This is a genomic window from Microbacterium panaciterrae, assembly GCF_039541635.1.
Lineage (GTDB): Bacteria > Actinomycetota > Actinomycetes > Actinomycetales > Microbacteriaceae > Microbacterium > Microbacterium panaciterrae.
The window spans coordinates 28437-52506 of sequence record NZ_BAABGP010000022.1 but is presented as its reverse complement, the minus strand read 5'-3'; the positions used below and the strand labels follow the sequence as shown (position 1 = coordinate 52506).

General features: G+C 70.7%; 23 protein-coding genes. 11 read left to right on the top strand and 12 right to left on the bottom strand.

From position 1 onward, the window contains the following. Positions 1 to 89 precede the first annotated feature (89 nt). Complete coding sequence (locus ABD882_RS15415) at positions 90 to 1319, bottom strand: AI-2E family transporter (RefSeq protein ID WP_345188264.1); 1230 nt, start codon at positions 1317 to 1319, stop codon at positions 90 to 92. 143 nt (positions 1320 to 1462) lie between these two features. Here ABD882_RS15415 and ABD882_RS15410 point away from each other — a divergent pair, with 143 nt between their 5' ends. From ABD882_RS15410 to ABD882_RS15385, 6 genes are all read left to right on the top strand, one after another. After that, a complete protein-coding gene (locus ABD882_RS15410) occupies positions 1463 to 1759 on the top strand; it encodes a chorismate mutase (protein ID WP_345188263.1) in 297 nt (98 codons plus the stop codon). Between the two features lie 325 nt (positions 1760 to 2084). Beyond that, positions 2085 to 2999: an SIS domain-containing protein gene (locus tag ABD882_RS15405; RefSeq protein WP_345188262.1), complete on the top strand. Its 915-nt coding sequence runs from the start codon at positions 2085 to 2087 to the stop codon at positions 2997 to 2999. An 11-nt stretch (positions 3000 to 3010) separates the two neighbouring features. Then, positions 3011 to 4039, top strand: coding sequence for an ROK family protein (locus tag ABD882_RS15400; protein WP_345188261.1), 1029 nt, complete (start codon positions 3011 to 3013; stop codon positions 4037 to 4039). Beyond that, the gene (locus ABD882_RS15395; protein WP_345188260.1) at positions 4036 to 5043 is read left to right on the top strand and encodes a 1-phosphofructokinase family hexose kinase; all 1008 of its coding nucleotides are present in this window, start codon (positions 4036 to 4038) and stop codon (positions 5041 to 5043) included. The genes ABD882_RS15400 and ABD882_RS15395 overlap by 4 nt, the downstream gene beginning before the upstream one ends. Then, on the top strand, positions 5040 to 5918 hold the full coding sequence (locus tag ABD882_RS15390; RefSeq protein ID WP_345188259.1) for a class II fructose-bisphosphate aldolase: 879 nt from the start codon (positions 5040 to 5042) through the stop codon (positions 5916 to 5918). The genes ABD882_RS15395 and ABD882_RS15390 overlap by 4 nt, the downstream gene beginning before the upstream one ends. Further along, positions 5915 to 6691 carry a DeoR/GlpR family DNA-binding transcription regulator gene (locus ABD882_RS15385; protein ID WP_345188258.1) on the top strand — a complete coding sequence of 259 codons (777 nt, stop codon included), beginning with the start codon at positions 5915 to 5917 and terminating at the stop codon, positions 6689 to 6691. The genes ABD882_RS15390 and ABD882_RS15385 overlap by 4 nt, the downstream gene beginning before the upstream one ends. Before the next feature lie 155 nt (positions 6692 to 6846). Here the strand turns inward: ABD882_RS15385 and ABD882_RS15380 are convergent, their stop codons facing one another. Both ABD882_RS15380 and ABD882_RS15375 read right to left on the bottom strand, forming a co-directional pair. Continuing rightward, positions 6847 to 7623 (bottom strand): nuclease-related domain-containing protein, encoded by a 777-nt coding sequence (locus tag ABD882_RS15380; protein WP_345188257.1) that lies wholly within the window; start codon positions 7621 to 7623, stop codon positions 6847 to 6849. A gap of 275 nt (positions 7624 to 7898) precedes the next feature. Next, a complete protein-coding gene (locus ABD882_RS15375; protein ID WP_345188256.1) occupies positions 7899 to 8660 on the bottom strand; it encodes an SDR family oxidoreductase in 762 nt (253 codons plus the stop codon). 101 nt (positions 8661 to 8761) lie between these two features. Between ABD882_RS15375 and ABD882_RS15370 the strand changes: the two genes are divergently transcribed. After that, the gene (locus tag ABD882_RS15370; RefSeq protein ID WP_345188255.1) at positions 8762 to 9616 is read left to right on the top strand and encodes a helix-turn-helix transcriptional regulator; all 855 of its coding nucleotides are present in this window, start codon (positions 8762 to 8764) and stop codon (positions 9614 to 9616) included. Positions 9617 to 9920: 304 nt separating this feature from the next. On the opposite strand, the gene ABD882_RS15365 is transcribed toward ABD882_RS15370, so the two are convergent. Beyond that, positions 9921 to 11882: a DUF5107 domain-containing protein gene (locus ABD882_RS15365; RefSeq protein ID WP_345188254.1), complete on the bottom strand. Its 1962-nt coding sequence runs from the start codon at positions 11880 to 11882 to the stop codon at positions 9921 to 9923. Positions 11883 to 11948: 66 nt separating this feature from the next. Between ABD882_RS15365 and ABD882_RS15360 the strand changes: the two genes are divergently transcribed. From ABD882_RS15360 to ABD882_RS15345, 4 genes are all read left to right on the top strand, one after another. Continuing rightward, positions 11949 to 13136 carry a class I SAM-dependent methyltransferase gene (locus ABD882_RS15360; protein ID WP_345188253.1) on the top strand — a complete coding sequence of 396 codons (1188 nt, stop codon included), beginning with the start codon at positions 11949 to 11951 and terminating at the stop codon, positions 13134 to 13136. A gap of 263 nt (positions 13137 to 13399) precedes the next feature. Next, positions 13400 to 14704 carry a quaternary amine ABC transporter ATP-binding protein gene (locus tag ABD882_RS15355; protein ID WP_345188252.1) on the top strand — a complete coding sequence of 435 codons (1305 nt, stop codon included), beginning with the start codon at positions 13400 to 13402 and terminating at the stop codon, positions 14702 to 14704. Beyond that, complete coding sequence (locus ABD882_RS15350; RefSeq protein ID WP_345188251.1) at positions 14701 to 15591, top strand: ABC transporter permease; 891 nt, start codon at positions 14701 to 14703, stop codon at positions 15589 to 15591. The genes ABD882_RS15355 and ABD882_RS15350 overlap by 4 nt, the downstream gene beginning before the upstream one ends. 75 nt (positions 15592 to 15666) lie before the next feature. Next, the gene (locus tag ABD882_RS15345; RefSeq protein WP_345188250.1) at positions 15667 to 16557 is read left to right on the top strand and encodes a glycine betaine ABC transporter substrate-binding protein; all 891 of its coding nucleotides are present in this window, start codon (positions 15667 to 15669) and stop codon (positions 16555 to 16557) included. Positions 16558 to 16623: 66 nt separating this feature from the next. Here ABD882_RS15345 and ABD882_RS15340 read toward each other — a convergent pair whose 3' ends face one another. The 8 genes from ABD882_RS15340 to ABD882_RS15305 form a co-directional block, all read right to left on the bottom strand. Next, entirely contained in the window at positions 16624 to 17592 is a 969-nt protein-coding gene (locus tag ABD882_RS15340) for a Gfo/Idh/MocA family protein (protein ID WP_345188249.1), read from the bottom strand. A gap of 4 nt (positions 17593 to 17596) precedes the next feature. Beyond that, the gene (locus ABD882_RS15335; RefSeq protein ID WP_345188248.1) at positions 17597 to 18427 is read right to left on the bottom strand and encodes a hypothetical protein; all 831 of its coding nucleotides are present in this window, start codon (positions 18425 to 18427) and stop codon (positions 17597 to 17599) included. A 42-nt stretch (positions 18428 to 18469) separates the two neighbouring features. Beyond that, a complete protein-coding gene (locus tag ABD882_RS15330; RefSeq protein ID WP_345188247.1) occupies positions 18470 to 19204 on the bottom strand; it encodes a DUF2786 domain-containing protein in 735 nt (244 codons plus the stop codon). A 165-nt stretch (positions 19205 to 19369) separates the two neighbouring features. Then, positions 19370 to 20065 (bottom strand): SGNH/GDSL hydrolase family protein, encoded by a 696-nt coding sequence (locus tag ABD882_RS15325; RefSeq protein WP_345188246.1) that lies wholly within the window; start codon positions 20063 to 20065, stop codon positions 19370 to 19372. Positions 20066 to 20105: 40 nt separating this feature from the next. Then, entirely contained in the window at positions 20106 to 20252 is a 147-nt protein-coding gene (locus tag ABD882_RS15320) for a hypothetical protein (protein WP_345188245.1), read from the bottom strand. 41 nt (positions 20253 to 20293) lie between these two features. Next, on the bottom strand, positions 20294 to 22621 hold the full coding sequence (purL, locus tag ABD882_RS15315; protein ID WP_345188244.1) for a phosphoribosylformylglycinamidine synthase subunit PurL: 2328 nt from the start codon (positions 22619 to 22621) through the stop codon (positions 20294 to 20296). Positions 22622 to 22736: 115 nt separating this feature from the next. Further along, positions 22737 to 23072 (bottom strand): DsrE family protein, encoded by a 336-nt coding sequence (locus ABD882_RS15310; RefSeq protein WP_345188243.1) that lies wholly within the window; start codon positions 23070 to 23072, stop codon positions 22737 to 22739. A 5-nt stretch (positions 23073 to 23077) separates the two neighbouring features. Further along, positions 23078 to 24022 (bottom strand): sugar-binding transcriptional regulator, encoded by a 945-nt coding sequence (locus ABD882_RS15305; RefSeq protein ID WP_345188242.1) that lies wholly within the window; start codon positions 24020 to 24022, stop codon positions 23078 to 23080. Positions 24023 to 24070: the final 48 nt, after the last annotated feature.

Genomic DNA, 24070 nt, shown 5'->3' with positions numbered 1-24070 from the left:
TTCAGCCTAGGGCGAGCCGTGGAGCGCGGCCTTCGCGCCAGGCCCCACGGCAAGCCCACGGCGACCCGGAGACGTGCTGGCCCGGCGACTCAGACCCGGGAATCCTGCCGCGGGATCCAGACCTGCTTGATGATGATCAGGATCGACGCGGTCACCGGGACGGCGATCAGGGCTCCGAGCAGCCCCAGCAGGGTGCCGCCGACGAGCGCGCCGATCACGACGAGGGATCCGGGGATCGAGATCGCCCGGTTCATGATGCGCGGCGTGAGCACGTATGCCTCGATCTGCATGTAGACGAGGTAGATGACGGCGAAGATCAGCGCCATCAGCGGTGAGCTGAACAGGGCGATCCCGGTGCCGATGATCCAGAAGAGAATCGGGCCGACCAGCGGGATCAGCGTGATGAGGAACGCGACAGTCGCCATCAGCGGCGGGAACGGCAGCCCGAGCACGAGATAGAGCACGAACACCAGGACGGCGTTGATGAGCGCGAGCACGACCATGCCCATCACGTAGCCGCCGACCGAGTCGGTGATCTGCGTGGTGATCCGCGACACGCTCTTGCGGTCGCGGGCCGCCGCGAGTCGCAGCAGACCGTCCTTCATCGACGGCAGCGTCGCCAGGAAGTACAGCGTCAGCACGATCACGATGAGTCCGCCGGAGATGCCGCTCGCGATCGCCGCGCCCACCTGCAGGGCCGCGTTGCCGACCTGCAGCGCGCCGCCGCCCATCTGCAGGAGCTTGTTCGGATCGCTGAGGAACTTCTGCACCTCGCTCATCAGGTCGGTCACGCCGCCGCCGAACTGCGTCTGGATCCAGTGGTACAGATCACTGCGCAGGAACGACTGGATCGTGGCGGGGATCGACTTCACGAACTCCGCGATCTGCGTGACCACGATCGGGACGATCGAGAGGATGACCAGCGCGAGCGCCACCGCGAAGGCGACGATCACGATCACGACGGACCAGGCGCGCGAGGCTCCGCGCCGTTCCAGCCAGCGCACGGCGGGGTCGAGGCCGAGCGCGGCGAACAGCGCGAACGCGATGTAGATGAGCACCGTGGACAGGCTCGACAGCGCGAGGCCGAGCAGGATCGCCGCCAGGGCGCCCAGCGTGACCAGGAATCCGAAGGCGAAGGGGCGGTCGATCCGCGTCCAGAACGACGCCCGCGGGATGCCCGCCTCGGCGACGGGGCGAGGCGTCTCGTCGGCTTCCGCGTCGACGCTGGTCTCGTCGACCTGATCCTCTGCCGCGGAGTTCTCGTGTTCTGCGGTCTCGGCGACTGCGCTGTTCTCTGGCCCGGAATCGTCGCTGGTCATGCGCTCACTCTAAGGGAGGGGTTCGGCCGCGCGGCATGGCGGGCCGGGCTTTCCCGATCTCCGGCCGTCACGTCGGCGCCGTCGTGTGCGCGAGGCGTTATCGTCGGAGGGATCGCACGTCCGCCGCCCGGTGAGGAGACCCGATGACCGCCCCCGATCCCCAGGCCGAGCTGCTGCGTCTGCGCGCCAGCATCGACAACATCGACGCCGCCCTGATCTACATGCTCGCCGAGCGCTTCCGCTGCACGCAGCAGGTCGGCGTGCTCAAGGCCGAGCACGAGATGCCCGCATCGGATCCGGGCCGCGAGGAGCAGCAGGTCGCCCGGCTCCGCGCGCTCGCCGAAGAGGCTCATCTCGACCCCGAATTCGCGCAGAAGTGGTTCAACTTCGTCGTCGCCGAGGTCATCCGCCACCACACCGAGGCCGCCGAGTCCCGCTGAGCGTGCGCCGTTCGTGCTGAACGTGCGCCGTTCGCGCTGAGTTCGTGTTGGTGCTGAACTTGCGCGGTTCGTGCTGAGTCGCATCGGTCTGCGCAGAGTTCGCACCGAGCCCTGCGGTAGCGCGCTGAGTCCGCGCCAGTCTGGTTCGTCCCGCCCGCCCTCCCACCATTCGAGTCGTCCCCGTCAGCGGAGGCTATGGCGTGCGCTGACGGAGACGACTCGACGACGGGGAAAGAAAATATGACGGAACATGATTGTTTGAGGTATTATCGTGCATGTTCACGCATCATGAGGCCCCTGACTGCTCTTCCGAGGAGGACGAAGCATGACTGATCCGAACGAGATCCTCGCCCCCGGCGCCCACATGCGCGCCGAGCTGGACTCCCAGCCCGAGACCTGGGCGCGCGCGGCCGGCATGCGCGCCGAGCAGGGGCTGCTGCCCGCGAACGGACAGCGCGTGGCCGTGATCGGCTGCGGCACGTCCTGGTTCATGGCCCAGTCGTATGCGGCGCTGCGTGAGACCGCCGGCTTCGGCATCACCGACGCCTACGCCGCCTCCGAGGCGTTCATGGATCGCGGCTACGACGCCGTCGTCGCGCTGACCCGCTCCGGCACCACGACCGAGGTGCTCGAACTCGTCGCCGACCTCAAGGCGGCAGGGAACGCGCCGCGGATCATCGGTGTGATCGGCGATGAGACCTCGCCGCTGGTGAGCATGGTCGATGACGCGATCCTGCTGCCGTTCGCCGACGAGAAGTCGGTCGTGCAGACGCGTTTCGCGACCACCGCGCTCGCGCTGTTCCGCGCCTCACTCGGCGAAGACCTCACCGGCGCGATCGCCGATGCCCGCGCCGCGATCACCGACGTCGACGACACCCTCGCCGGGGCGGAGCAGTACACCTTCCTCGGCCGCGGCTGGACGATCGGCCTGGCGCACGAGGCCGCGCTGAAGATGCGCGAGTCGTCGCAGTCGTGGACCGAGTCGTATCCGTCGATGGACTACCGGCACGGCCCGATCGCGATCGCCGCGCCCGGCCGCATCACGTGGCAGTTCGGCGTCGCGCCCGAGGGCCTGGACGCGCAGGTCGAGGCGACGGGTGGACGGTTCGTCCAGCACCCGATCGACCCGATGGCCGACCTCGCGCGCCTGCACCGTGTCGCGCTGGATCGCGCGCTCGCGAAGGGCCTGAACCCGGACGAGCCCCGCAACCTCACCCGCTCCGTCGTCCTCGACGGCTGAGCCCCCTCCTCATGACCACCCCTCCTGACCGCGAGACTCCAACTGGGCGGCGAGACAGCCGCACGTTGCCGCAGTCTCGCCGCGGGGTTGCAGTCTCGCGGGAAGAAGGGCCGGGCGAGGCCGCCGAGCTCGGCGCGGGGGCGGTCGTGCTGGCGTTCGACGTCGGCGGCACCGACATCAAGTCGGCGCTGTTCGACGCCGAAGGCAACGCGCTCGGACTGCGCCGCACGCCGACCCCCGAGCCCGGGCCCGACCTGCCCGTGCGGCTGATCGCCCGGCTGGTCGAGCTCGGCGATCAGCTGCGAGCCGAGCATCCCGAGGCGGATCCGGTCGCCGTCGGGCTGGTCGTGCCCGGGATCGTCGACGAGGTCGCCGGGATCGGCGTGTTCGCGAGCAACATGGGCTGGCGGGATGCGCCGATCCGCGCGCTCGCCGAGGAGGCGTTCGCTCTGCCCGTCGCGTTCGATCATGACGTGCGGGCCGGCGGATGGGCCGAGCACGTGCTCGGCGGTGCACGCGGCTACGACGACGCCGTCGTGCTCATCATCGGCACCGGGATCGCGGGGGCGCTGCTGCTGCAGGGGCGTCCGTTCACGGCGGGCGGTTACGCCGGCGAGGTCGGGCACTCGCCGGTCGCCGACGAGCCGGTGTGCGCGTGCGGCGCACGCGGCTGCCTGGAGGCCATCGCCTCGGCCGGCGCCATCGCGCGCCGCTACACGGAGCGTTCCGGTGCAGCCGTCGACGGCGCGAAAGAGGTCATCGCCCGCGCCGCAGCCGGAGACGAGATCGCCGCGGGCGTCTGGGACGAGGCGCTGCACGCGCTCACCCTGTCGATCGCCCAGCTGACCGCCGTGATCGCCCCCCAGGCCGTCGTCATCGGCGGCGGACTCTCCCGCGCCGGCGGCGCCCTGTTCGACGAGCTGCACGCGCGGCTCGAAGCGCGACTGAGCTTCCATCGCATCCCGGCACTCGTACCGGCGCAGCTCGGCGGCGACGCCGGGATCCTCGGTGCCGCCCTGTGGGCGAGGAGCCTCACATGATCATCACCGTCACGCCGAACCCGGCGCTGGATCTCACCTGGCACGTCGAGCGGATCGTGCCCGGAGCCACCCACCGCGCCGACACCGGCGTCGCTCGTGCCGGTGGCAAGGGACTCAACGTCGCCCGGGTCGCGCACACGCAGGGGGCCGCGGTGATCGCGGTCACCACGACCGGCGGCTCGACCGGCGCCGAGTTCGCGGAGGAGCTCGCTTCGTCCGACGTGCCGCACGAACTGGTCCCGGTGCAGAGCGCCACGCGCCGCAGCGTCGCCCTCGTCGATGCGCACCTCGGCGACACGACGATCCTGAACGAGCGCGGCGTGAACCCGACGGATGCGGAGTGGGACGCGCTGCGGGCGTCCGTCACGGGAACACTGCACGGGCGAGCCGCGAAGGAAGCACCCGTGCTCGTGCTCTCCGGATCCCTTCCTCCCGGAGCCCCCGACGACCTCGTCGGGTCGCTGATCCAGATCGGGCGGGACGCGGGCGCGACCGTCATCGTCGACACGTCGGGCCCGGCGCTGCTCGCCGCCGCCGCCGCGGGCGCATCGGTGCTGAAGCCGAACGCGGCTGAACTCGCCGAGGCGACCGGGATCGCGGATCCGCTCACCGGCGCGTGCGTGCTGCTGGATCGCGGTGCGTCGCTCGTGCTGCTCTCGCAGGGCGCCGATGGCATGCTCGCGATCACCTCCGACGAGATCGTGCGTGCGCGGCTCGCGACACCGCTGGCGGGGAATCCGACCGGAGCGGGCGACGCCGCGGTCGCCGCGTGCGCGGTGCTGCTCGCCGAGGGCGTGACGGATCCCGAGACCCTGCTGCGCCGCGCGACCGCGTGGTCGGCCGCGGCGGTGCTCATGCCGCTCGCGGGCGAGATCCACGAGTCCTGGCCCGCGCTCGAGGCCGCGCTGATCGTGGACCGCCCCTCCATCACCGCCTTACGCCCGCCTGCTGCCTGCCCGACGTCCCCGCTGCGCCAGCCCTCCCTGGAAAAGGACCTCAGATGACCCTCGTCTCCGCTCGCGACCTCATGCAGGACGCCGCTCGTCTCGGCACCGGCATCGGGGCCTTCAACGTCATCCACCTGGAGACCGCGGAAGCCCTCGTCGCGGCCTCAGCGCAGGCCGAGCTGCCGGTGATCCTGCAGATCTCGCAGAACTGCGCCGACTACCACGGCGGCCTCGAGCCGATCGCGCTCGCCACGCTCTCGGTCGCCCGCCGCGCTGCGACCCCGGTCGCCGTGCATCTCGACCACGCCGAGCGGCCCGAGCTCGTCGATGAGGCGATCGCCCTGGGCTTCGGATCCGTGATGTTCGACGGCGGCAAGCTCGAGTACGCCGACAACGTCGCGCTCACCGCCTACGTGGCGAAGCGCGCGCACGCGGCCGGCGTGTACGTCGAGGGCGAGCTGGGCGAGGTCGGCGGCAAGGACGGTGCGCACGCACCCGGCGTCCGCACGGATCCGCAGGAGGCGCGCGCATTCGTGGCCGAGACGGGTGTCGACGCTCTCGCCGTCGCCGTCGGATCCTCGCACGCGATGCTCGACCGATCGGCAGCCCTCGACCTCGACCTCATCGCCCGGCTGCGGGAGGCCCTGCGCGGCACCGGCGCGGACGGGGCCGACGTGCCGCTCGTGCTGCACGGATCCAGCGGCGTCCCCGACGACACGATCGCGGCGGCGGTTGCGGCCGGGATGACCAAGATCAACGTCTCGACGCACCTGAACGGGTTCTTCACCCGGGCGATCCGGGCCCGCCTCGCCGAGGATCCGCGCCTCGTCGACTCGCGCACGTACCTCGCCCCCGCCCGCGACGCGGTCGCCGGCGAGGCCGCCCGCCTGCTCCGCCTGTTCGCGCTGCAGACCGCGCCCGCCGCATCATGAATCGGGCGAATCGCCTCACCGCGATCCTCGACCTGCTCGCCGCGCAGGGCGACGTGTCGGTGGAGGAGCTCATCGAGCGCTTCGACGCCTCGGCGGCGACGATCCGCCGCGATCTGGACAGCCTGTCCGCGCGGCGTCTGCTCACCCGCACCCATGGCGGGGCGGTCGCGCAGTCGGTCGCGTACGAGCTGCCGATCCGGTACAAGAGCCACTACCGTGCCGAGGAGAAGGATCGGATCGCGCGCGCCGCGTCGGATCTCGTCGCCCCCGGATCCGTCGTGGGGCTCTCCGGCGGCACCACCACCACGGCGATCGCCGCGGCCCTCGCCTCCCGGGAGGACCTGGCCGAGCACGGCCTCACCGTCGTCACGAACGCCGTCAACATCGCGGCTCAGCTCGCCACCCGGCCGGACATCAAGGTCGTCGTCACCGGCGGTGTGATCCACGCCCGCAGCTATGAGCTGGTCGGCCCGTTCGTGGAGCAGCTCCTGCAGGGGATCACGCTCGACATCGCCTTCATCGGCGTGAACGCGCTCTCCGCATCCGATGGGGCCAGTACGCACGATGAGCGCGAGGCGGCCGTGAACCGGATGATGGCGAGCCGCGCCCGCCGCGCCGTCATCGTCGCCGACTCGTCCAAGATCGGCAGCTCGGCCTTCGCATCCGTCGGCGATGCGACCCTGTTCCCCACGATTCTGACCGACGCCCGGATCCCCGACGCCGAACTCGTCGCCCTCCGCGACGCCGGTTACGAGGTCGTGCAGGCGGACTGACGCCGCGCGGCGGGAACGCGCGTTTCGCCTCAGTCGTCGCTGGCGCTCCGTCCTCGCTCAACGACCCCGAGGCGCGATCGGGGTCGTTGAGCGAGCAGCGACGAAGGAGCAGCGAGACGAAACGCGCCGCCCGGCGCGAAAACACCCCTGCCCCGTCAGCGCCAGAACACCGCGCCCGCGACGGCGAGCAGCCCGCCGATCACCACGAGCATCCCGACCGTCGCCCAGAGCAGACGCCGCCTCCTCGCCGACCCGACGGCCTCGCGGAGCTCGGTGAACGTGGTGAGGTCGGCAGCCGGCGGTTCCACGGTGCTCCAGGTCGTCGGATCGACGGCGACGTGCATCACCGCGGCGATGTCCGCCGGACCCAGGATCGACGGATACCGCTCCAACCGCCGCACGAGCTCCCCCGCGCGCAGCACCACGACCCGCGCCGGCTTCTCCTTGATCTGGATGCTCTTCGCCGCCACGATGGCCAGGATCGGGGTCACCGCGACGGTCTGCCCGGTCGCCCCGCTCAGGATCTTCGCCGCACGCGTCGCCTCGAATTCGGAGTTGCGCAGGTGGTCGGTCTTCTGACCGTTCACGAGCAGCCGGCTCGACCCGACCCAGAGCTTCGCGTCCTCATGGAACTTCGTGTTGATGGTGAAGACGCCGCCCGGCCCGATCACGACGTGGTCGATGTCACTGCCCTGGGATCCGACCGGCACCGCGTGCAGCGTGTGCCAGTCGTCACCGAGACGGTCGAGGATCCTGCCCACCTCGAGTTCGCCGAGCGCTCCCAGGTACCAGCTCTGCGCGTCGGCGGAGAGCGGACTCATCCCGAACAGGCGCTGCAGTGCCGACCGTGGCGGCGCGGCGGACTGCACGCGCAGCGCTTCGGTGATCACCGCGGACGCGGGAGCGCGGAACCGCAGACCGTCGGGAATCACGGCGCCAGGTTCGTCCGAGGGTGCGGCGGGACAGGCGGCACTGCCCGGCGTACCTGAGCCGCATTCGTCGCGCGGCCGGATCCGAAGTCGTCATGCGAGGAGCGTACCGAGGACGGACCACCCGCGCCCTCCCCTCTCGGGGTCGTTGAGCGAGCACCGAGGAAGGAGGAGCGAGACGAAACGCCGCCCCGGCGGGAAGGCGCGTTTCGTCTCGGTCGTCGCTGGCGCTCCGTCCTCGCTCAACGACCCCGACAATTCTGGCGTCGCCCCGGAGATCAGGCGTTGCCGTGCGGATCCAGGCGGTTCAGGATCGCGACGGTCTCGGCATAGTCGCCGCGCACCGCGCTGAAGCGCAGCAGTGCGACGTTCTCGACGAGGATCTCGTGCGCGTCCGGCTGCGTCTCGATGAGCGTCATCGTCTCGTCGACGAAGGCGTCCAGGGGCATCGCGAACGAGCTCTCGCTCTGCCCCGGCATCAGCTCGGTGGCGACGGCCGGCGGCACCAGCTCGAGCACCGCGACGCTCGTGTCGGCGAGCTGCAGACGGATCGACTCCGAGAGCAGGTGGATCGCGGCCTTGGTGGCGTTGTAGGTCGGCGTGACGCGCAGCGGCGTGTGCGCGAGACCGCTCGACACGGTGACGATCGTCGCGTCGGGGCGGGTCTGCAGGTGCGCGATGAATGCGGCGATCAGCCGGATCGGGCCGAGCAGGTTGGTCGTCACGATCTCCTCCGCGTCGGCGAGGAAACCGTCGCCGTGCCAGTCCTCGACACGCATGATGCCGGCCATCGCGATGAGCGTGTTCAGGTCGGGATGGGCCGCGATCACGTCGGCCGACGCGCTCCGGATGCTCTCCGCGTCGGAGGTGTCGATGCGCACGACGTCGAAGCCGTGCTCGGCGCGCAGCTGTGCGAGCAGGTCCGTGCGGCGCCCGCCGATCACGACGGTGTTGCCCGCCGCCTGGAGGCGCAACGCCAGGGCGAGGCCGATGCCGCTGGTCGCGCCGGGGATGAAGATGGTGTTTCCCGAGATGTTCATGGCCCCAGGATCCGCGCGATCCGACCCGGGATGAAGAGCCCCGTGGATCGGGGGATCCGCGATCCCTGGCTGCGATCCGTCGCGCGCGGGACAATGAACGCATGGACCGTGCCACCCTCGCCGACTTCCTGCGCCGCCGCCGGGAGGCGCTGCGCCCCGGCGACGTGGGCCTGCCCGAAGGATCCCGGCGGCGTGCGGCCGGGCTGCGCCGCGAGGAGGTCGCCCAGCTGACCGGCATGTCCGTCGACTACTACACGCGCCTGGAGCAGAGGCGCGGGCCGCAGCCGAGCGAGCAGATGCTCGCGGCGCTGGCCAGGGCGCTGCGGCTCACCGCGGACGAGCGCGACTACCTGTTCCGCACGGCGGGCCATTCGGCGCCGGACCGTCGCGGCGGGCTGCCGCACGTCGCCCCGGCGCTGCTGCGCGTGCTCGACCGGCTCGAGGACACTCCGGCGCTCGTGCTGTCCAACCTCGGCGAGACGCTCGTGGCCAACCGGATGGCGCAGGCGCTGCTGGGCGACTCCTCGGCCCGCGTCGGGCTCGCCCGCAGCGACGTCTACCGCTGGTTCCTGGAGCCCGGTGCGCAGGACGTCTACCCCGCGGAGGATCGACCCCGGCACGCGCGCGCCCAGGTCGCCGGGCTGAGGGCCGCGTACGGGGTGATGGGCCCCCGCTCCCGCGCGGCAGAGCTGGTGCGGGCGCTGCAGGCGGCGAGCCCGGAGTTCTCCGAGCTGTGGGAGCGGCACGAGGTCGCCACCCGGTTCGAGGATCACAAGACCCTCGTGCACCCGGAACTCGGCGCGATCGAACTGGACTGCCAGGCGCTGTTCACCGAGGACCAGTCCCAGGCGCTGCTCGTGCTCACCGCGCCGCCGCATACGGAGGGCTGGCAGAAGCTGCAGCTGCTCGCCGTGATCGGCACGCAGCGCTTCGAGGCGACCGCCGACCGAGCCTGAGTCGCGGCATGAAGAGACCCGCCCTGATCGGATCAGGGCGGGTCTGGCGCTGCTCGAACGTCTACTTCTTACGCGCCCGCGGAGTGGGATCGGCCTTCTCGCGCTTCTGCGCGCGCTTCTCCTTGAGAGTGAGTTGGGGCTTCTTCTTCTGCGTGGACATGGATACTCGCTTCCCTTCGTAGCTGGCGGGTATCCGACCGACCATAGCAAAGAACACGGGCCGGTGCCGGGAATCTCGCTCCGGGCGGAAAAATGCCCCGAATCAGCACTTTTTTCGCGCGCGGTTGGGATGCGGTGAGCGCCGTCAGTCCTCGGGGCTCATCGTGAAGTCGTACCAGGCCGGGACGGGCCGGTCGGGGAAGGCCTCGTGCCACAGTGCGGACATGCTCAGCTCGCCCTCGCGGAGGTTGGCGACCTCGAAGCGCTCCTCGAGGATCCGTCCCGCGGTCTCCCGGTCGCCCGTCGCGAGTGCGGCACGGATAGCGACGACGCGGAAGCGGCCGTGCGCGCGCACCTCCGGCGCGAGCGATTCGACGAGGGCGGCGGCCTCCTCGGCCCGATCATCGGCGAGGAGGGCCTCGGCGAGCTCCAGTGCGAGCGGTGCCAGCTCGGGGGCGAGTTCGCGCGCCTCGACCAGCCGGGCGATGCCCGCGGCCTGCGCGGCGCTCCCGCCGTCCGATTGGCGGAGCGCAAGACCGAGCCCGCGCAGCGCCCACGGGGTGCGCCGCTGCCGCAGCGACGCCTCGTAATGGGAGGTCGCGGTGCCGTGCTCGCCCCGCGCATGCGCGGCGACCGCCCGGTGATAGTGGGTCAGCCACGTCGCGGGCGCCTCGGCCAGCAGGTGATCCCACTCCTCGCCCGTGACGTAGGAGGCGGGCGGCAGCTGCGCATCGGCGTCTTCGAGCGCCGCAGAGGTCGTGTCGTCGAGCAGCGCGGCCCAGTATGCGCCCTCCGGGCCCTCACGGGAGAACCGCACACCTGGCAGCGTCGCGAACGGCGACCCGGTGCGGGCGGCGAGCTCCTGTTCGAGCGCGCCCCAGGGGGATCCGGTCGACAGCAGAGCGTCGGGGGCGACGTCCGCGGCCGCGTCGAGACGGGCGCTCGCGGCCGAGCCGAGTCCGTCCGCGGCCCGCGCCACATGCTCGCCGACAGCTGCCGCGGCCTCGGTCCACCCGGCCGCGGTGCGCGGATCCTCGACCTGCAGCGGCAGGAACGTCTCGGTCCACTCCCAGGTCGCACCGCCCGGCATCCGCAGATGCTCGTACTGCGTGGCCGCGAGCCCGGCCTGGATCTCGAAGTACGCCCCCGTCTCGCCGCCGAGCCAGTCGCACCAGCGCCGCCCGCCGGAGGCGTCGCCCCACACGAAGAGCTTGCGTCCGGTGAGTGGCGCGGTCGAGACGTGCGCCAGGCCGGATCCTTCCGCGTCGAGCGCGGCGATCCACGGGCGCGATGACGGATCCGCGGTCAGGCCAGGCGCCAGGTCGAAGAAGTAGTCGGCGGCGGCCGAGGCGGCGGCGGGGTGGCGCGGGTCGGCTTCCTCCAGATCCACCGTTCCGAGGCGGCCGTCGTAACCCGTCTTGTAGGCGTGGGTCGCGGGCGCGAACACCCGGCTGCCCTCGCTCTGCGCGACGGCGATGTTCGTCCACCAGTACATGCCCGTCTCGCGCTCGCGAGGATTGCGCACGCGCACCCGCACGTGCAGGGCGGGGGCGTCGGCGTCGAGCGTGGCGTCGATCTGCAGGATGACCCCGCGCACACGCTCGTACTCCCACATCCGCAGGATCGGCTCGCCGTCGGCGCCGGTGATCTCGGCCGCGTACAGCGGGTCGGCCGTGAGCGGCCAGTGCCCGCGCATGCCGATGTTCCACTCCGCGCCGCCGGAGAACCACGCGTCGCGCAGGGCGAGGTTGGCGGGCTGGAAGATCGCGTTGCGGTACACGAGGTCGCGCCCGGTCGCCTTGTCGAAGAGCCGCACGAGCCGCCCGCCGAGGTCGAGCGCGAACTCGGCGCGCAGATGCTCGTTCTCGAGCACGGCGACGCGCATCGGCGCCGGGACGCGTTCGCGCCCGTAGCCGTCCTGGATCAGGTACGGGTGGATCGACGTCACCTGCCCGTACCGGATGTTCGCCGCGAGCTCGGCGGGGAGCCCCTCGGTGGAGGCCTCGTACGGCGCCTGCGGCATCGCGGCGACAGCCGGGAGCGGATTCACGGATCCCACGGCAGCGGAGGGGAGGACGACGTCGGTGACCGTCAGCGTTGCACTCATCGGATCCAGTATCCCCCCGGAGGGGAGTCTCGACGGCTCGGCACCCGTTCCGCGTACGCTGATCGGGTGCCCGAGTTCCCGTATGCGCGGCTGCGCCGGTCCCCCGACGTCGAGGCTGCGAACCTGCAGGCCTGGGACGCGACCGACGAACTCCTCGTCGCGCGGGCGCTCGAGTTCGCGCGCGAGTCAGGGATCCCCGGATCCGCCATCGCCGTGATCGGCGACGGCTACGGCGCCCTCACCCTGCCGCTCGCCGCCGCAGGGCTGCACGGCGTGCCCGTGCACCAGGATCTGGTGACGGGCCGGCAGGCGCTGGCCCGCAACGCGGCCGTGCTGCCCGTCGCCGACGCCGCCCCTTTCCGTCTTCCGACCGACGCCGTGCTCTTCGCCTCGCACGAGCTGGACCAGGATCTGCTGCGCGACGCGCGCCTCGTGCTGCTGCAGCTGCCGAAGGGCCTCGCCGAGCTGGAGGAGATCGCCGACGCGATCACGCGCTGGGCGTCTCCCGACGTCGTGCTGATCGCGGGCGGCCGGGTGAAGCACATGACCCTGGCGCAGAACGAGGTGCTCGGCCGTCACTTCGCCCATGTGCAGCCCCAGCGGGCGGAGCGGAAGTCTCGACTCATCGTCGCGAGCGGGCCGTTGCCGGTCCCGCCGGATCCGCCGTTCCCGGTGTCGACGCGGCACCACGAGTACGGGCTCACGCTGTGCGCGTTCGGCGGATCCTTCGCGGCCGACCGGATCGACATCGGCACGCGCGTCCTGCTCGACGTGATGCGCGAACGCGCCGCGGAGCTGGACGCGCTCGGCCGGCGGGAGGCTTTCACCGCCGTCGATCTGGGCTGCGGAACCGGGGCGCTCGCCGCATCCGTGGCGCTTGCCCTGCCCGAGGCGCGCGTGATCGGGACCGACCGCTCGGCCGCCGCGGTGCGCTCCGCGCGCGCCACCATGGTCGCGAACGGCCTCGCCGACCGCGTGACCGTGACCCTCGACGATGCCGGATCCGAGATCCCGGACGGATCCGTCGACCTCATCCTGCTGAACCCGCCCTTCCACCTCGGCGCGAGCGTGCACGAGGAGGCGGGGCGCCGGCTCATCGACGCGGCCGCGCGGATGCTCCGTCCCGGCGGCGAGGTCTGGACCGTCTTCAACTCGCATCTCGATCATCGCCGCGCCCTGGCCGCCGCGGTCGGGGAGACCGAGCAGCTCACCCGCACGCCGAAGTTCACCGTGACCCGGTCGGTGCGCCGCTGAGCGGAGTCCGCGCTGATTTGCCAGGGCACCAGCACGTCGTTACGTTGGAAAGAGGGCCTTTCGGCCCCAGACCAGTCCGCGGCCGCGTCCTTCTTTCGATTCTGCTGTGCACGAAGAGGCGTGGGCGTACGGTCGATGATCTCTGTCGAGGATCCGAAATCCTCCTCCTGCGCCGCCAGCATGGTAAGTCGAAGCGGCCCTGTGATCGTCACCCGGGCGTGACCGAAGCAGGTCTCCCGTTCCGGTGAGGCCGCGGGGGAAACGTGTCCGAAACCGCTCTTGAAGCGCGTCATCTGTTCAAAGTGTTCGGTCGTCATCCGAACCAGGCCGTCCGGCGCCTGAAGTCCGGCGAGACCCGATCCGAGGTGCTCGACGCGGGCACCGCTGCCGTGATCGATGCGAGCTTTACCGTGAACCGCGGTGAGATCTTCGTCATCATGGGCCTGTCCGGATCCGGGAAGTCGACGATCATCCGCATGCTCAACGGCCTGCTGACCCCCACCGACGGCGAGGTGCTGATCCAGGGGCGGAACGTCACCACCGCATCGGCGAAGGAACTGCGCGACATCCGTCGATCGCACGTGTCGATGGTGTTCCAGCACTTCGCGCTGCTCCCGCATCGCACGGTGCTCGACAACGCCGCCTACGCGCTCGAGATCCAGGGCGTCGCGAAGGACGAGCGTCTGGCGCGCGCCCGCGAGATCCTGAGCAAGGTGGGGCTGGCGGACTGGGCCGACCACCTGCCCGACGAGCTGTCCGGCGGCATGCGCCAGCGCGTGGGCCTCGCCCGCGCCCTCACCGCGGGTACCGACATCCTGCTCATGGACGAGGCGTTCAGCGCGCTCGATCCGCTGATCCGCCGTGAGATGCAGGAACAGCTCATCGAGCTGCAGCAGGAGCTCGGCCGCACCATCATCTTCATCACGCACGACCTGAACGAAGCCATGTATCTCGGCGACAGGATCGCGGTCATGCGCGACGGCAGGATCGTCCAGAACGGCACCCCTGAGGAGATTCTCACCGACCCCGCAAACGACTATGTCGCCCAGTTCGTGCAAGACGTCGACCGCACCCGCGTGCTCACCGCCGCGGCCGTGATGGAGCCGCCGCATCAGACCACGCCGATCAGCGCGGGCGTGCGGGGAGCCCTGCGCACGCTGCGCTCGCAGCAGACCAGCGCCGTGTTCGCGGTGGAGAACCGTCGGCTCGTGGGTGTGGTCACCGACCGCGCCGTGATCCGCGCGGTCAAGGCCGGGCAGACGGAGCTGCGCAGCATCGTCGACGCCTCGGTGCTCACGGTCGGCCCCGACGACCTGCTCACCGACATCGTCGAGCGGGCGGTGGAGACTCCGATCCCGCTCGCCGTCATCGACGCCGAGCGCCGGCTGATCGGCGTGATCCCCCGCGTCACGATGCTCGCCGCCCTCGGCAACGTGCCGCCCACCACCCGCGAGATGCCGATCGTCCAGACCCCGATCGACATGGTCGCCGAATTCACCCCGCTGGTGGACGCGATGGCCGGGTTGACGCCGGAACCGAGCGATCCGAGCGAAGGGAGCCGCGCATGATCGACGGATTCCGGATCCCCATCGGCGACGGGATCACGTCCGTCATCGACGCCGTGACCGGCGCGCTCGGCGGCCTGTTCGACCTCATCGCGATGATCTTCACCGCCTGCTACGACGGTGTCGCGTGGGCGCTCACGGCCCCGCCGTTCTGGATCGTGATCCTCGTGATCGCGGCGATCGCCGTCCTCGCGAAGGGGTGGAAGCTCGCGCTCGGCAGTGTGATCGGGCTCATCCTGATCGTGGGCGTCGACCAGTGGGACAAGGCGATGCAGACGCTCGCGCTCACCCTGGTCGCGGCGATGATCGCGATCGTCATCGCGATCCCGGTCGGCATCTGGGCCGCCCGCGTGCCCGTGGTCTCCGCGGTGATCCGCCCCGTGCTCGACTTCCTGCAGACCATGCCCGCGTTCGTGTACCTGATCCCGGCGATCACGGTGTTCAGCGTCGGCGTCGTCCCGGGCATCGTGGCGACCGTGCTGTTCGCGGTGGCCCCCGGCGTCCGGCTGACCGAGCTCGGCATCCGCGGCGTGGACGATGAGGTCGTCGAGGCCGGACAGGCGTTCGGCGCGACTCCCGGCCGGATCCTGCGGCAGATCCAGTTGCCGCTCGCGATGCCCTCGATCATGGCCGGCGTGAACCAGGTCATCATGCTGTCGCTCTCGATGGTCGTCATCGCCAGCATGGTCGGCGGTCCCGGCCTCGGCAAGGACATCATTCAGGCCCTCAGCCGGGTCGACATCGGCCTCGGCTTCGAAGCCGGCCTGTCGGTCGTCATCATCGCGATGATCCTCGACCGGGTCACCAGCGGGTTCGGCCGGCGGGAGCGCGCGCGGCGCACCGTTCCGGCGTCCTCCACAGCGGAACAGGCGGAGCCCGTCGCGAGCTGAACGCGTGTCGAGCTCCGCGGTCTTCGACCCACAGATCCCCACCAATCGCGCTCGGCGCGGGACGAAAGGAACACCATGAACAAGCGACACCTGCTCTCCACGATCGCGCTCGGCGCCGTCGCGGCGGTGGCTCTCGCGGGCTGCTCCGGCAGCGCCGGCGGCGGCAAGGCCGACGCCAAGCACATCACGATCGGCGTCTTCAACGGCTGGCCCGAGGGCGAGGCCGCCTCGTACGTCTGGAAGGAGGCGCTCGAGGCGAAGGGCTATTCGGTCGACCTCGAGTACGCCGATGCCGGCCCCGTCTTCGCGGGTCTCGCCAAGGGCGATTACGACGTCGCGCTCGACGGCTGGCTGCCCGTCACGCACAAGTCGTACTTCGACAAGTACGGCAGCAAGATCACCGACCTCGGTGCCTGGAACAAGGATGCCAAGCTCACCGTCGCCGTGAACAAGGACGCCAAGATCGACTCGCTCGATCAGCTCGCGGCCGCGAGTGACGACTTCGGCGGCAAGCTGATCGGCATCGAGCCGGGTGCCGGTCTCACCGAGATCACGCAGAAGAAGGTGATCCCGGAGTACGGCCTCGACAAGATGGACTTCGTCACCTCCTCCACCCCGGCCATGCTCGCCGAACTGAAGAAGGCGATCGACGCGAAGAAGGACATCGCGGTCACCCTGTGGCGCCCGCACTGGGCGTACGACGCGTTCCCGATCAAGGATCTGAAGGATCCGAAGGGAGCGCTCGGTGCGGCGGAGTCGATCCACACCGTGACCCGGAAGGGCTTCGACGCGGACCACGCCGAGGTGAACGCGTGGCTGAAGAAGTTCACGATGAAGTCGGATCTCCTGTTCTCCCTGGAGAACAAGATGTACAACAACGGCGGCAAGAAGGTCACCGACTACGGCCCCGTGGTCAAGGACTGGATGAAGGACAACAAGGAGTTCGCCGACTCCCTGACCAGCTGACGTCGAACGACGTGCACCGGCCGCGATCCCGCTCGGGATCGTGGCCGGTCCCGCGCGCAAGACGGATCAGCGTGCGCCGGGGCTGACGGCGGATCCGCCCGCGGCGACCGACGCGTAGGCGGCATCCACCACGGCGACGGCGGCCACGCCGTCCGCAGCGGTCACCCGTGCGGGACCGCCGGTGCGGATCGCCTCGGCGAAGTCGGCGATCTGCGCGCGGTAGGGATCGCCGTCCGTCGGCGGCAGGTAGCCGGCGTCGGCGGAGGGAGCGCTCGCGGCGGTGTCGTACGCTCGCACGCCGTCGGTCCCGGCCACGTCGATGGTGGTGCGGAACGGGGTGGCCTCGCCCAGCCAGCCCCCGTCGATGCGGGTCACGGCGCCGCCGGTGTGCACGAGTTCGACCGTCGCGGTCACGGGGGTGGTGAAGCGGCCCTCGATGCTGGGCGGATCCTGCCGGGCGGTCACGGTCGCGACGGGGCCGGCGAGCCACAGGGCCTGGTCGATGTCGTGGATCAGCAGATCGCGGATCAGTCCGCCGCCCGCGTGCTCGTCGAAGAACCAGGGGGCCGTCGGCCCGGATCCGGTGCGGCTGAGCCGCAGCGCGCGCACCGTGCCGACCCCGCCCGCGTCGACGTCGTCCTTGATCCGGCGATAGGCGTCGAAATAGCGCACCACGTGCGCGGGGAACAGTCGCACTCCCGCGCTTGCCGCGGCGTCGGCGATCCGCCGGGCATCACCCGCGGAGCCGGCCAGCGGCTTCTCGCACACCACGTGCCGCCCGCGGGCGATCGCGCGCAGTGCGTAGTCGAGATGGGTCGGGGTGGGCGAGAGGATCCCGACCACGTCCGCGCGATCGATGAGGTCGTCCGGGTCGTCCACGATCTCGACACCGAACCGCTCCGCGAGTGCGGCCGGGCGTGTTCGTGACGTCAGCAGGCACTCCGCGCCGATCGCCTGCCAGGCGTCGAGGTGCGAGGCTGCGATCCCGCCGGCGCCGATCAGGCCGACGCGCAGCGGGGTGTCCTGCCCGACCACCGGTTCAGGGTTCCGGGTTCCGTGACGGAGCCGCCGGGCGCAGCGGATCCGCCTGCGACAGCGGATCCCGCACCGGGAGCGGATCCGCCTGCGGGACGGGAGTCGCGGACCGATCGGCTTCCGGAGCTTGTCCCGGCTCCAGCTGCAACGCCACCCTCTTCTCCAGATTCTCGACGGCGGCGTCGGAGAGGTCGATCAGACCGTCGAGCTCTTCGCGCACCCGACGGTACGCCGTCTGCCGTTCGGCCGAGGTCGCGGACTCGTCGACCGCGACCTTCAGCATGTGCTGGGCGCGCTCGAGGCGCTTGCGCTCGTCTTCGGTGAAGCTCGAATCCCGCAACCGGCGCGCGTCCTTCTCCGCCACCTCGAAGGCGACGGCATAGTTGCCGACCGCGTCGAGGTACTCGGAGACCTGCCGCTCGGTGACCTTCGCGTCTGCCGAACCGGGACGGAGCGCATCGGCCGTCTTCTTCGCGCGCAGGAACGCCGCGGTGAGAGGCTGGCGCCCGTCGCTCATGGCGGGGAACGCGATCACCTTCGCCACGTCGAGCTCGTAGTCGAGCCAGCGCGCGGTGATCTCGTCGTGCTCGGCGAACAGCCGGCCGAGCAGTTCGCTCGATGACGCCGGCTGAGATGCGGCGATGGGGGAAGCGGTCGTCGAGCCCTGAGGGAGTCCCGCCTGCGCGTTCAACTCTGCGACCCTGAGTTCGGACTCCAGTCGCATTGTCTCGAGTTGGCGCACGTGTCTCCGCCGTAGATAGCCACCAACCAGGGCGCCGACCGGAAAGATCAGCCACCACGGGAACATGCCCACCGCGCGCCAGAGATCGTCCATGATGCCTTCAGCCTATGCCGCGCGGGCGCGCAACACCCGCGCTCACCCCGACCGCCGGCCCAGCGCCCGGCCCTGACCGATCACCCCACCTCCCGTGTTGGCCTCACGACCCGAACGGTGTCCGTCGGAGAAGGCCATCGCGTCGGCCCCGCGGCGACGACGCGCCTTCCCTCCGGCGATGGCGTTCGCCGCCGCGTCCACGCGATCCCGACGGGATGCCAGCACCAGATCCGTCCCGGATCCTGCCTCCTCGACGATCGCCCGCCGGCTCTCCCGGATCCGAGCGGCGGCACCCACGCCGAACCCCCGCACGAATCCGCTGCGCGCGCGACGCTTCTCGCCCTCCGACGCCCAGTGGTACAGGGAGCGCTCGACGGCCCACCAGGTGCGCATCGCGACCATCGCCTGCACCTGCAGGCTCGCGGTGAGCACCCTGGCCTGGCGCACGTCGGACGCGAATCCGACGAGGTACAGCAGCGATCCTCCGGCGGGATGCTCGCCCTGCAGCGGACGGATCGTGCCGAGCGCGAGTGCGACGCCGACGCCGAGTTCGCGCATGTCGCGCGCGTAGGTCCCAGTGAACAGCATCCGCTCCTGGACGATCTCCTCCTGCGGCTGCCCGAGCCGCGCCCGTCGTTCATCGATCCGCGCCTGCTCGATGCCGTACCGCACCATCAGCCGCTCGGCGTGTTCGGTGAGGGCTTCGGCCTCCTCCGGGGTGGTCCGCTCGGCCTTCGCGAGCAGCTTCGCGATCAGTTCCACCTTGGCTTCGCTCACGGGAGTCTCCTGTCTTTCGTGACGAGGATCATCCTGCGCGGGGCCACCCACACGAGGACCCGTCCAGCCCACGATCGGTGCACAACGCCGGAAATCGGCGCCCTGTGGAGAAGCCGCCTCAACCGCGTTGGCAGGCGCGCGCGGTCCGGACCAGGCAGGATCCGATCAGCCCAGACGCCCCGCGGCGACGTCCGCGCGGAGCTTCGGCAGCACGCGCGACGACTCCGGATCCAGGCCGAGCACCGTGGCGAGCTCCAGCGCGAGCGCGGCGTGCCCCGTCGCGCCCGGGTGGAACGGGTCGTTCATCAGGCCCCACGGCACACCGCCGCCGCCGATCTCGGCGAACCGCGCGAACTGGTCGACGAGAATGGTCTGCTCCGCCGCCGCGGCGTCACGCACGGCCTGGGCGAACTCGCCGATCCTGGCCCGCTCAGGAGCGTTCGGCACGTCGACGGCGGGCGGGGTCTGCAGCACCGGGATCGCGCCGATCGCGCGTACGCGACGCACGAACTCCGTGATCGAGTCGCCGAACTCCGCGGCCGTGATGACCGGGAAGTCGCCGCGATCGGAACAGTCGTTCGTGCCGATCATGAGCGTCACGATCTGCGGCTTCCAGTCCGCGACGCGGCGGTCGAAGTGCTCCAGGATCTGCGCGATCCGCCAACCGCTGATCGCCGTGTCGATGAGGGCATCGTCGGCTCGGAACAACTCGCCGCGGATGATCTCGTGCAGGTGCTCCGGATACGTGCGGCCGCCCTGCGTGTGCACGAGCCCGTGCGTGATCGAGTCTCCGGTGAGCACCCAGGTGAGCGGGGATTCGGAGGCGAGGGCGCGGGCGAGCAGGTCGGCGTCGGCGGTCATGGGATCCATTCTGCTGGATCCGGATCCCCACCCGGGACGGTCAGTTGAACAGGACTGCGATCACGGTCGATCCGCCGCCGACGAGGATGAGCGCGACGATCACCACCCAGGCCGTGACGCGGATCCGGCGCTGCCGGCGCTCCGAATACAGCGTCAGGTCCTCGGTCTCGTCGGGGGTGCTGTTCATGCGATCTCCTCGCGGACGCTGAGCATGTCGGGGTGCCGGGCTCAGGCCTCGGCGGGCTCCGCGACGGTCGGGCCGAACACGGCGGGCAGGGTCGCCTGCGAGGTCGCGCGGAGGTCGGCGGCCGAGATCGTGAAGATGCCCTGCACCTCGAGCTGCGGGGCGCTGTCGGTCACGCCGATGCGCAGCACCGGGTAGTTGCGGCCTGCGCACAGGCCCTGGAACTTCACGTCGTCCTCGCGCGGCACGGTCACCAGCACGCGGCCGGCCGACTCGGAGAACAGGGCGGTCGCGGCGTCCACGCCGTCGCGCTCCATGAGCTCGGTGAGCCACACGCGGGCGCCGACGCCGAAGCGCATGACGCCCTCGGCGAGCGCCTGGCCGAGGCCGCCCTCGCTGAGATCGTGCGCCGAGGAGATCAGCCACTCGTCGCGCGCGGCGCCGATGAGGCCGGCAAGGCGCTTCTCCGCGGCCAGATCCACCTGGGGGGGCAGACCGCCGAGGTGGTCGTGGATGACGTCGGCCCAGGCGGATCCGGAAAGCTCCGTCGAGGTGGTGCCGAGCAGGTAGATGTTCTGGCCCTCGTCCTGCCAGCCGGACGGGATCCGGCGCGAGACGTCGTCGATGATGCCGAGCACGCCGACCAGCGGGGTCGGGTGGATCGGCACGTCGCCGGTCTGGTTGTAGAACGAGACGTTGCCGCCCGTGACCGGGGTGCCGAGCTCGAAGCAGCCGTCGGCGAGACCGTCGACGGTCTGCCCGAACTGCCACATGACCTCCGGGTTCTCCGGGGAACCGAAGTTCAGGCAGTCGGTGATCGCGGTGGGCACGGCGCCGGTGACGGCGACGTTGCGGTACGCCTCGGCGAGCGCCAGCTGCGCGCCCGCGTACGGGTCGAGCTGGCTGTAGCGGCCGTTGGCGTCGGTGGAGATCGAGAAGCCGAGACCGGACTCCTCATCGACGCGGATCATGCCGGCGTCGTCGGGGAAGGCGAGGGCGGTGTTGCCGAGCACGTAGTAGTCGTACTGGTTGGTGATCCAGCGGGTATCGGCGAGGTTCGGGCTCTCCAGCAGCGCCAGGAACTGCTGCTCGAGCGCCTCGGGATCGTTGTCGCGGGGGAGCAGCTCGGCGGCGTCGGCCTGCAGCGCGTCGATCCAGGTCGGGTAGGCGACGGGACGGTCGTAGACCGGACCGTCGACGGCGACGGTGGAGGGATCCACGTCGACGATCCGCTCGCCCTGCCAGTCGATGATGAGGCGGCCGTCGCCGGTGACCTCGCCGAGGACGCTCGTCTCGACATCCCACTTCTTCACCACGGCGAGGAACGCGTCGAGCTTGGCGGGAGCGACGATCGCCATCATGCGCTCCTGCGACTCCGACATGAGGATCTCCTCAGCGGTCAGGGTGGGGTCGCGCAGCAGCACGTTGTCGAGTGACACATGCATGCCGCTGTTGCCGTTGGCGGCCAGCTCGCTCGTGGCGCAGGAGATGCCGGCGGCACCGAGATCCTGGATCGCCTCGACCAGCTCGTCGCGGTACAGCTCGAGGCAGCACTCGATGAGCACCTTCTCGGCGAACGGGTCGCCGACCTGCACGGCGGGGCGCTTGGTCGGACCGCCGTCGTCGAACGAGTCGGAGGCGAGGATCGACGCGCCGCCGATGCCGTCGCCGCCCGTGCGCGCACCGAACAGCACGACCTTGTTGCCGACGCCGGTGGCGTTCGCGAGCTTGAGATCCTCGTGGCGGAGCACCCCCACCGCGAGCGCGTTCACGAGCGGGTTCGCCTGGTAGACCGCGTCGAACACGGTCTCGCCGCCGATGTTCGGCAGGCCGAGGCAGTTGCCGTAGAAGCTGATGCCGGCGGTGACGCCGTGCACGACGCGGGCCGTGTCGGGGTCGTCGATCGCGCCGAAGCGCAGCGCGTCCATGACGGCGACCGGGCGGGCGCCCATCGAGATGATGTCGCGGACGATGCCGCCGACGCCGGTCGCGGCGCCCTGGAACGGCTCGATGAAGGAGGGGTGGTTGTGCGACTCGGCCTTGAACGTGACGGCCCAGCCCTCGCCCACGTCGACGACGCCCGCGTTCTGCCCCATGCCGACCATGAGGCGCTGCTTCATCTCGTCGGACACCTTCTGCCCGAACCGCTTGAGGTAGTTCTTGCTCGACTTATAGGAGCAGTGCTCGCTCCACATGACCGAGTACATGGCCAGCTCGCCACTGGTGGGGCGGCGGCCCAGGATCTCGCGGATCCGCGCGTATTCGTCGTCCTTGAGGCCGAGCGCCGCGTACGGCTGCTCCTTCTCCGGAGTCGCTTCCGCGTTGCTGACGGAGTCGGGGACGTGGGTGGTGAGGGTGTTCGGGGTGGTCACGCGCACTCCAAGATCGGGCCGGCGGGGCAGGGACCAGTCTACCGGCGGGATCGGGGCGCCGATCCCGCCCGATCGGCGGAGCCCCGGTAGGCGAAAGGGCGAAAGACGCGGGCGTTCAGATCCGCACGTACGCCGCACCGGCGAGCTGTGCCTCGCTCAGCGCGACGACGGCGGAAGCAGTGGTACGGACGCCGGCCTGCAGCGTGTCTGTGGGGATGCCGCGACTGCGCATGCCCACCTCGCACGCTTCGATGCCGGCGCCTTCGGGCAGGCGGGAGAGGTCGAGCGGCGCGCCGTCGACGGTCGCGCCGCGGAGCGCCGGACCGTTGACGATGATGCGGATCCTGTATGCCGGGCGGTTCGCGTGCAGGGTATGAGCGGAGTCGATCGCGCGAGCGACGTCTTCCGGGCGATCCGAGACGTGCAGCACGACGGTGTTTGTGGTGGGCATGATGCCTACCTCCCCTTCTGGGCGAGGATCGCCTGTGCCAGAGGCTCGTCGGCGACGAGCACGTCCATGAGGCCAGCACGGGCGGCGGCGATGGTGGCCGCGGCCCGGTGCGCGCCGTATGAGGACGCGATGATCTCCGGCACGTCGCGCAGCTCGGCGAGACTGGCGCCGATGACACGGTCGTCCAGTTCGCGGCTCACGGGCTGGCCGTCGGCATCGAAGACGCGACCGGAGAGCTCTCCGACCGCGCCCGCCGCGGTCGCGGCCTCGGCAAGTTCCGTGGGAACGATCGGATACAGCGCCGATCCGGTCTCCTCCCAGGTGCCGACGGACAGGATCGCGACATCGAGCGTCGACACGCGCTCAAGGCATTCGGCGATGTCGGGCTGACGGCGCAGTGCCGCCGCAGCGTCCAGGTTCTCGAGGAACAGGGGGGCGTACATCGGATGCGCTGTCCCTCCGGAGACCCGCGCCGTGTGCCGGACCACCTCCACGGATCCCCGTCGGTCGCCGGTGAACGTGAGCGCACCGGCCAACTGCACCACGTCGCAGGGGGGCAGTACATCGAGATGGTGCGTCATCGCCTCGATCGCCCGGCTCCAGGTGAGCCCGATTGTCTGTCCGGCGGTGATCTCCTGCGCGAGCAGTCCGGCCAGCGCACGACCGATCCCGTCGATGGTGGGCCCATGCGCCGAATCGTCGGCGCGTGAGATGACGACCGTCGATCGCAGGCTGAGCGCCTTGGCGAGGCGACGGCTGAGGTCCTCGTTCTCCTCGCTGGGGTCTCCGACGTGGATCCGCACGAACCCTCGAGTGCGGGCCGAGGTGAGCAGTCGCGCCACCTGCCATCGGGACAATTCGGTCTCCTCGGCGATCTGCACCTTCGAGCGGTCTTCGAGGTAATACGCGCGAGCAACGCGCAGCATCACCTCATCGTCGAAGGACTCCACGGAACTCCTCAGATTCGACATCTTCTCCCCCACCCGCACCCGAAGGCG

Excerpts from the sequence above, each read along its gene's own strand:
- ABD882_RS15335 (WP_345188248.1), bottom strand. The coding sequence starts at position 18,427 with ATGGACGATCTCTGGCGCGCGGTGGGCATGTTCCCGTGGTGGCTGATC.
- ABD882_RS15405 (WP_345188262.1), top strand. The coding sequence starts at position 2,085 with ATGACTGATCCGAACGAGATCCTCGCCCCCGGCGCCCACATGCGCGCC.
- ABD882_RS15385 (WP_345188258.1), top strand. The coding sequence starts at position 5,915 with ATGAATCGGGCGAATCGCCTCACCGCGATCCTCGACCTGCTCGCCGCG.
- ABD882_RS15325 (WP_345188246.1), bottom strand. The coding sequence starts at position 20,065 with ATGACCGCCGACGCCGACCTGCTCGCCCGCGCCCTCGCCTCCGAATCC.
- ABD882_RS15395 (WP_345188260.1), top strand. The coding sequence starts at position 4,036 with ATGATCATCACCGTCACGCCGAACCCGGCGCTGGATCTCACCTGGCAC.
- ABD882_RS15365 (WP_345188254.1), bottom strand. The coding sequence starts at position 11,882 with ATGAGTGCAACGCTGACGGTCACCGACGTCGTCCTCCCCTCCGCTGCC.
- ABD882_RS15415 (WP_345188264.1), bottom strand. The coding sequence starts at position 1,319 with ATGACCAGCGACGATTCCGGGCCAGAGAACAGCGCAGTCGCCGAGACC.
- ABD882_RS15345 (WP_345188250.1), top strand. The coding sequence starts at position 15,667 with ATGAACAAGCGACACCTGCTCTCCACGATCGCGCTCGGCGCCGTCGCG.
- ABD882_RS15350 (WP_345188251.1), top strand. The coding sequence starts at position 14,701 with ATGATCGACGGATTCCGGATCCCCATCGGCGACGGGATCACGTCCGTC.
- ABD882_RS15400 (WP_345188261.1), top strand. The coding sequence starts at position 3,011 with ATGACCACCCCTCCTGACCGCGAGACTCCAACTGGGCGGCGAGACAGC.
- ABD882_RS15410 (WP_345188263.1), top strand. The coding sequence starts at position 1,463 with ATGACCGCCCCCGATCCCCAGGCCGAGCTGCTGCGTCTGCGCGCCAGC.
- ABD882_RS15390 (WP_345188259.1), top strand. The coding sequence starts at position 5,040 with ATGACCCTCGTCTCCGCTCGCGACCTCATGCAGGACGCCGCTCGTCTC.
- ABD882_RS15310 (WP_345188243.1), bottom strand. The coding sequence starts at position 23,072 with ATGCCCACCACAAACACCGTCGTGCTGCACGTCTCGGATCGCCCGGAA.
- ABD882_RS15320 (WP_345188245.1), bottom strand. The coding sequence starts at position 20,252 with ATGAACAGCACCCCCGACGAGACCGAGGACCTGACGCTGTATTCGGAG.
- ABD882_RS15370 (WP_345188255.1), top strand. The coding sequence starts at position 8,762 with ATGGACCGTGCCACCCTCGCCGACTTCCTGCGCCGCCGCCGGGAGGCG.
- ABD882_RS15375 (WP_345188256.1), bottom strand. The coding sequence starts at position 8,660 with ATGAACATCTCGGGAAACACCATCTTCATCCCCGGCGCGACCAGCGGC.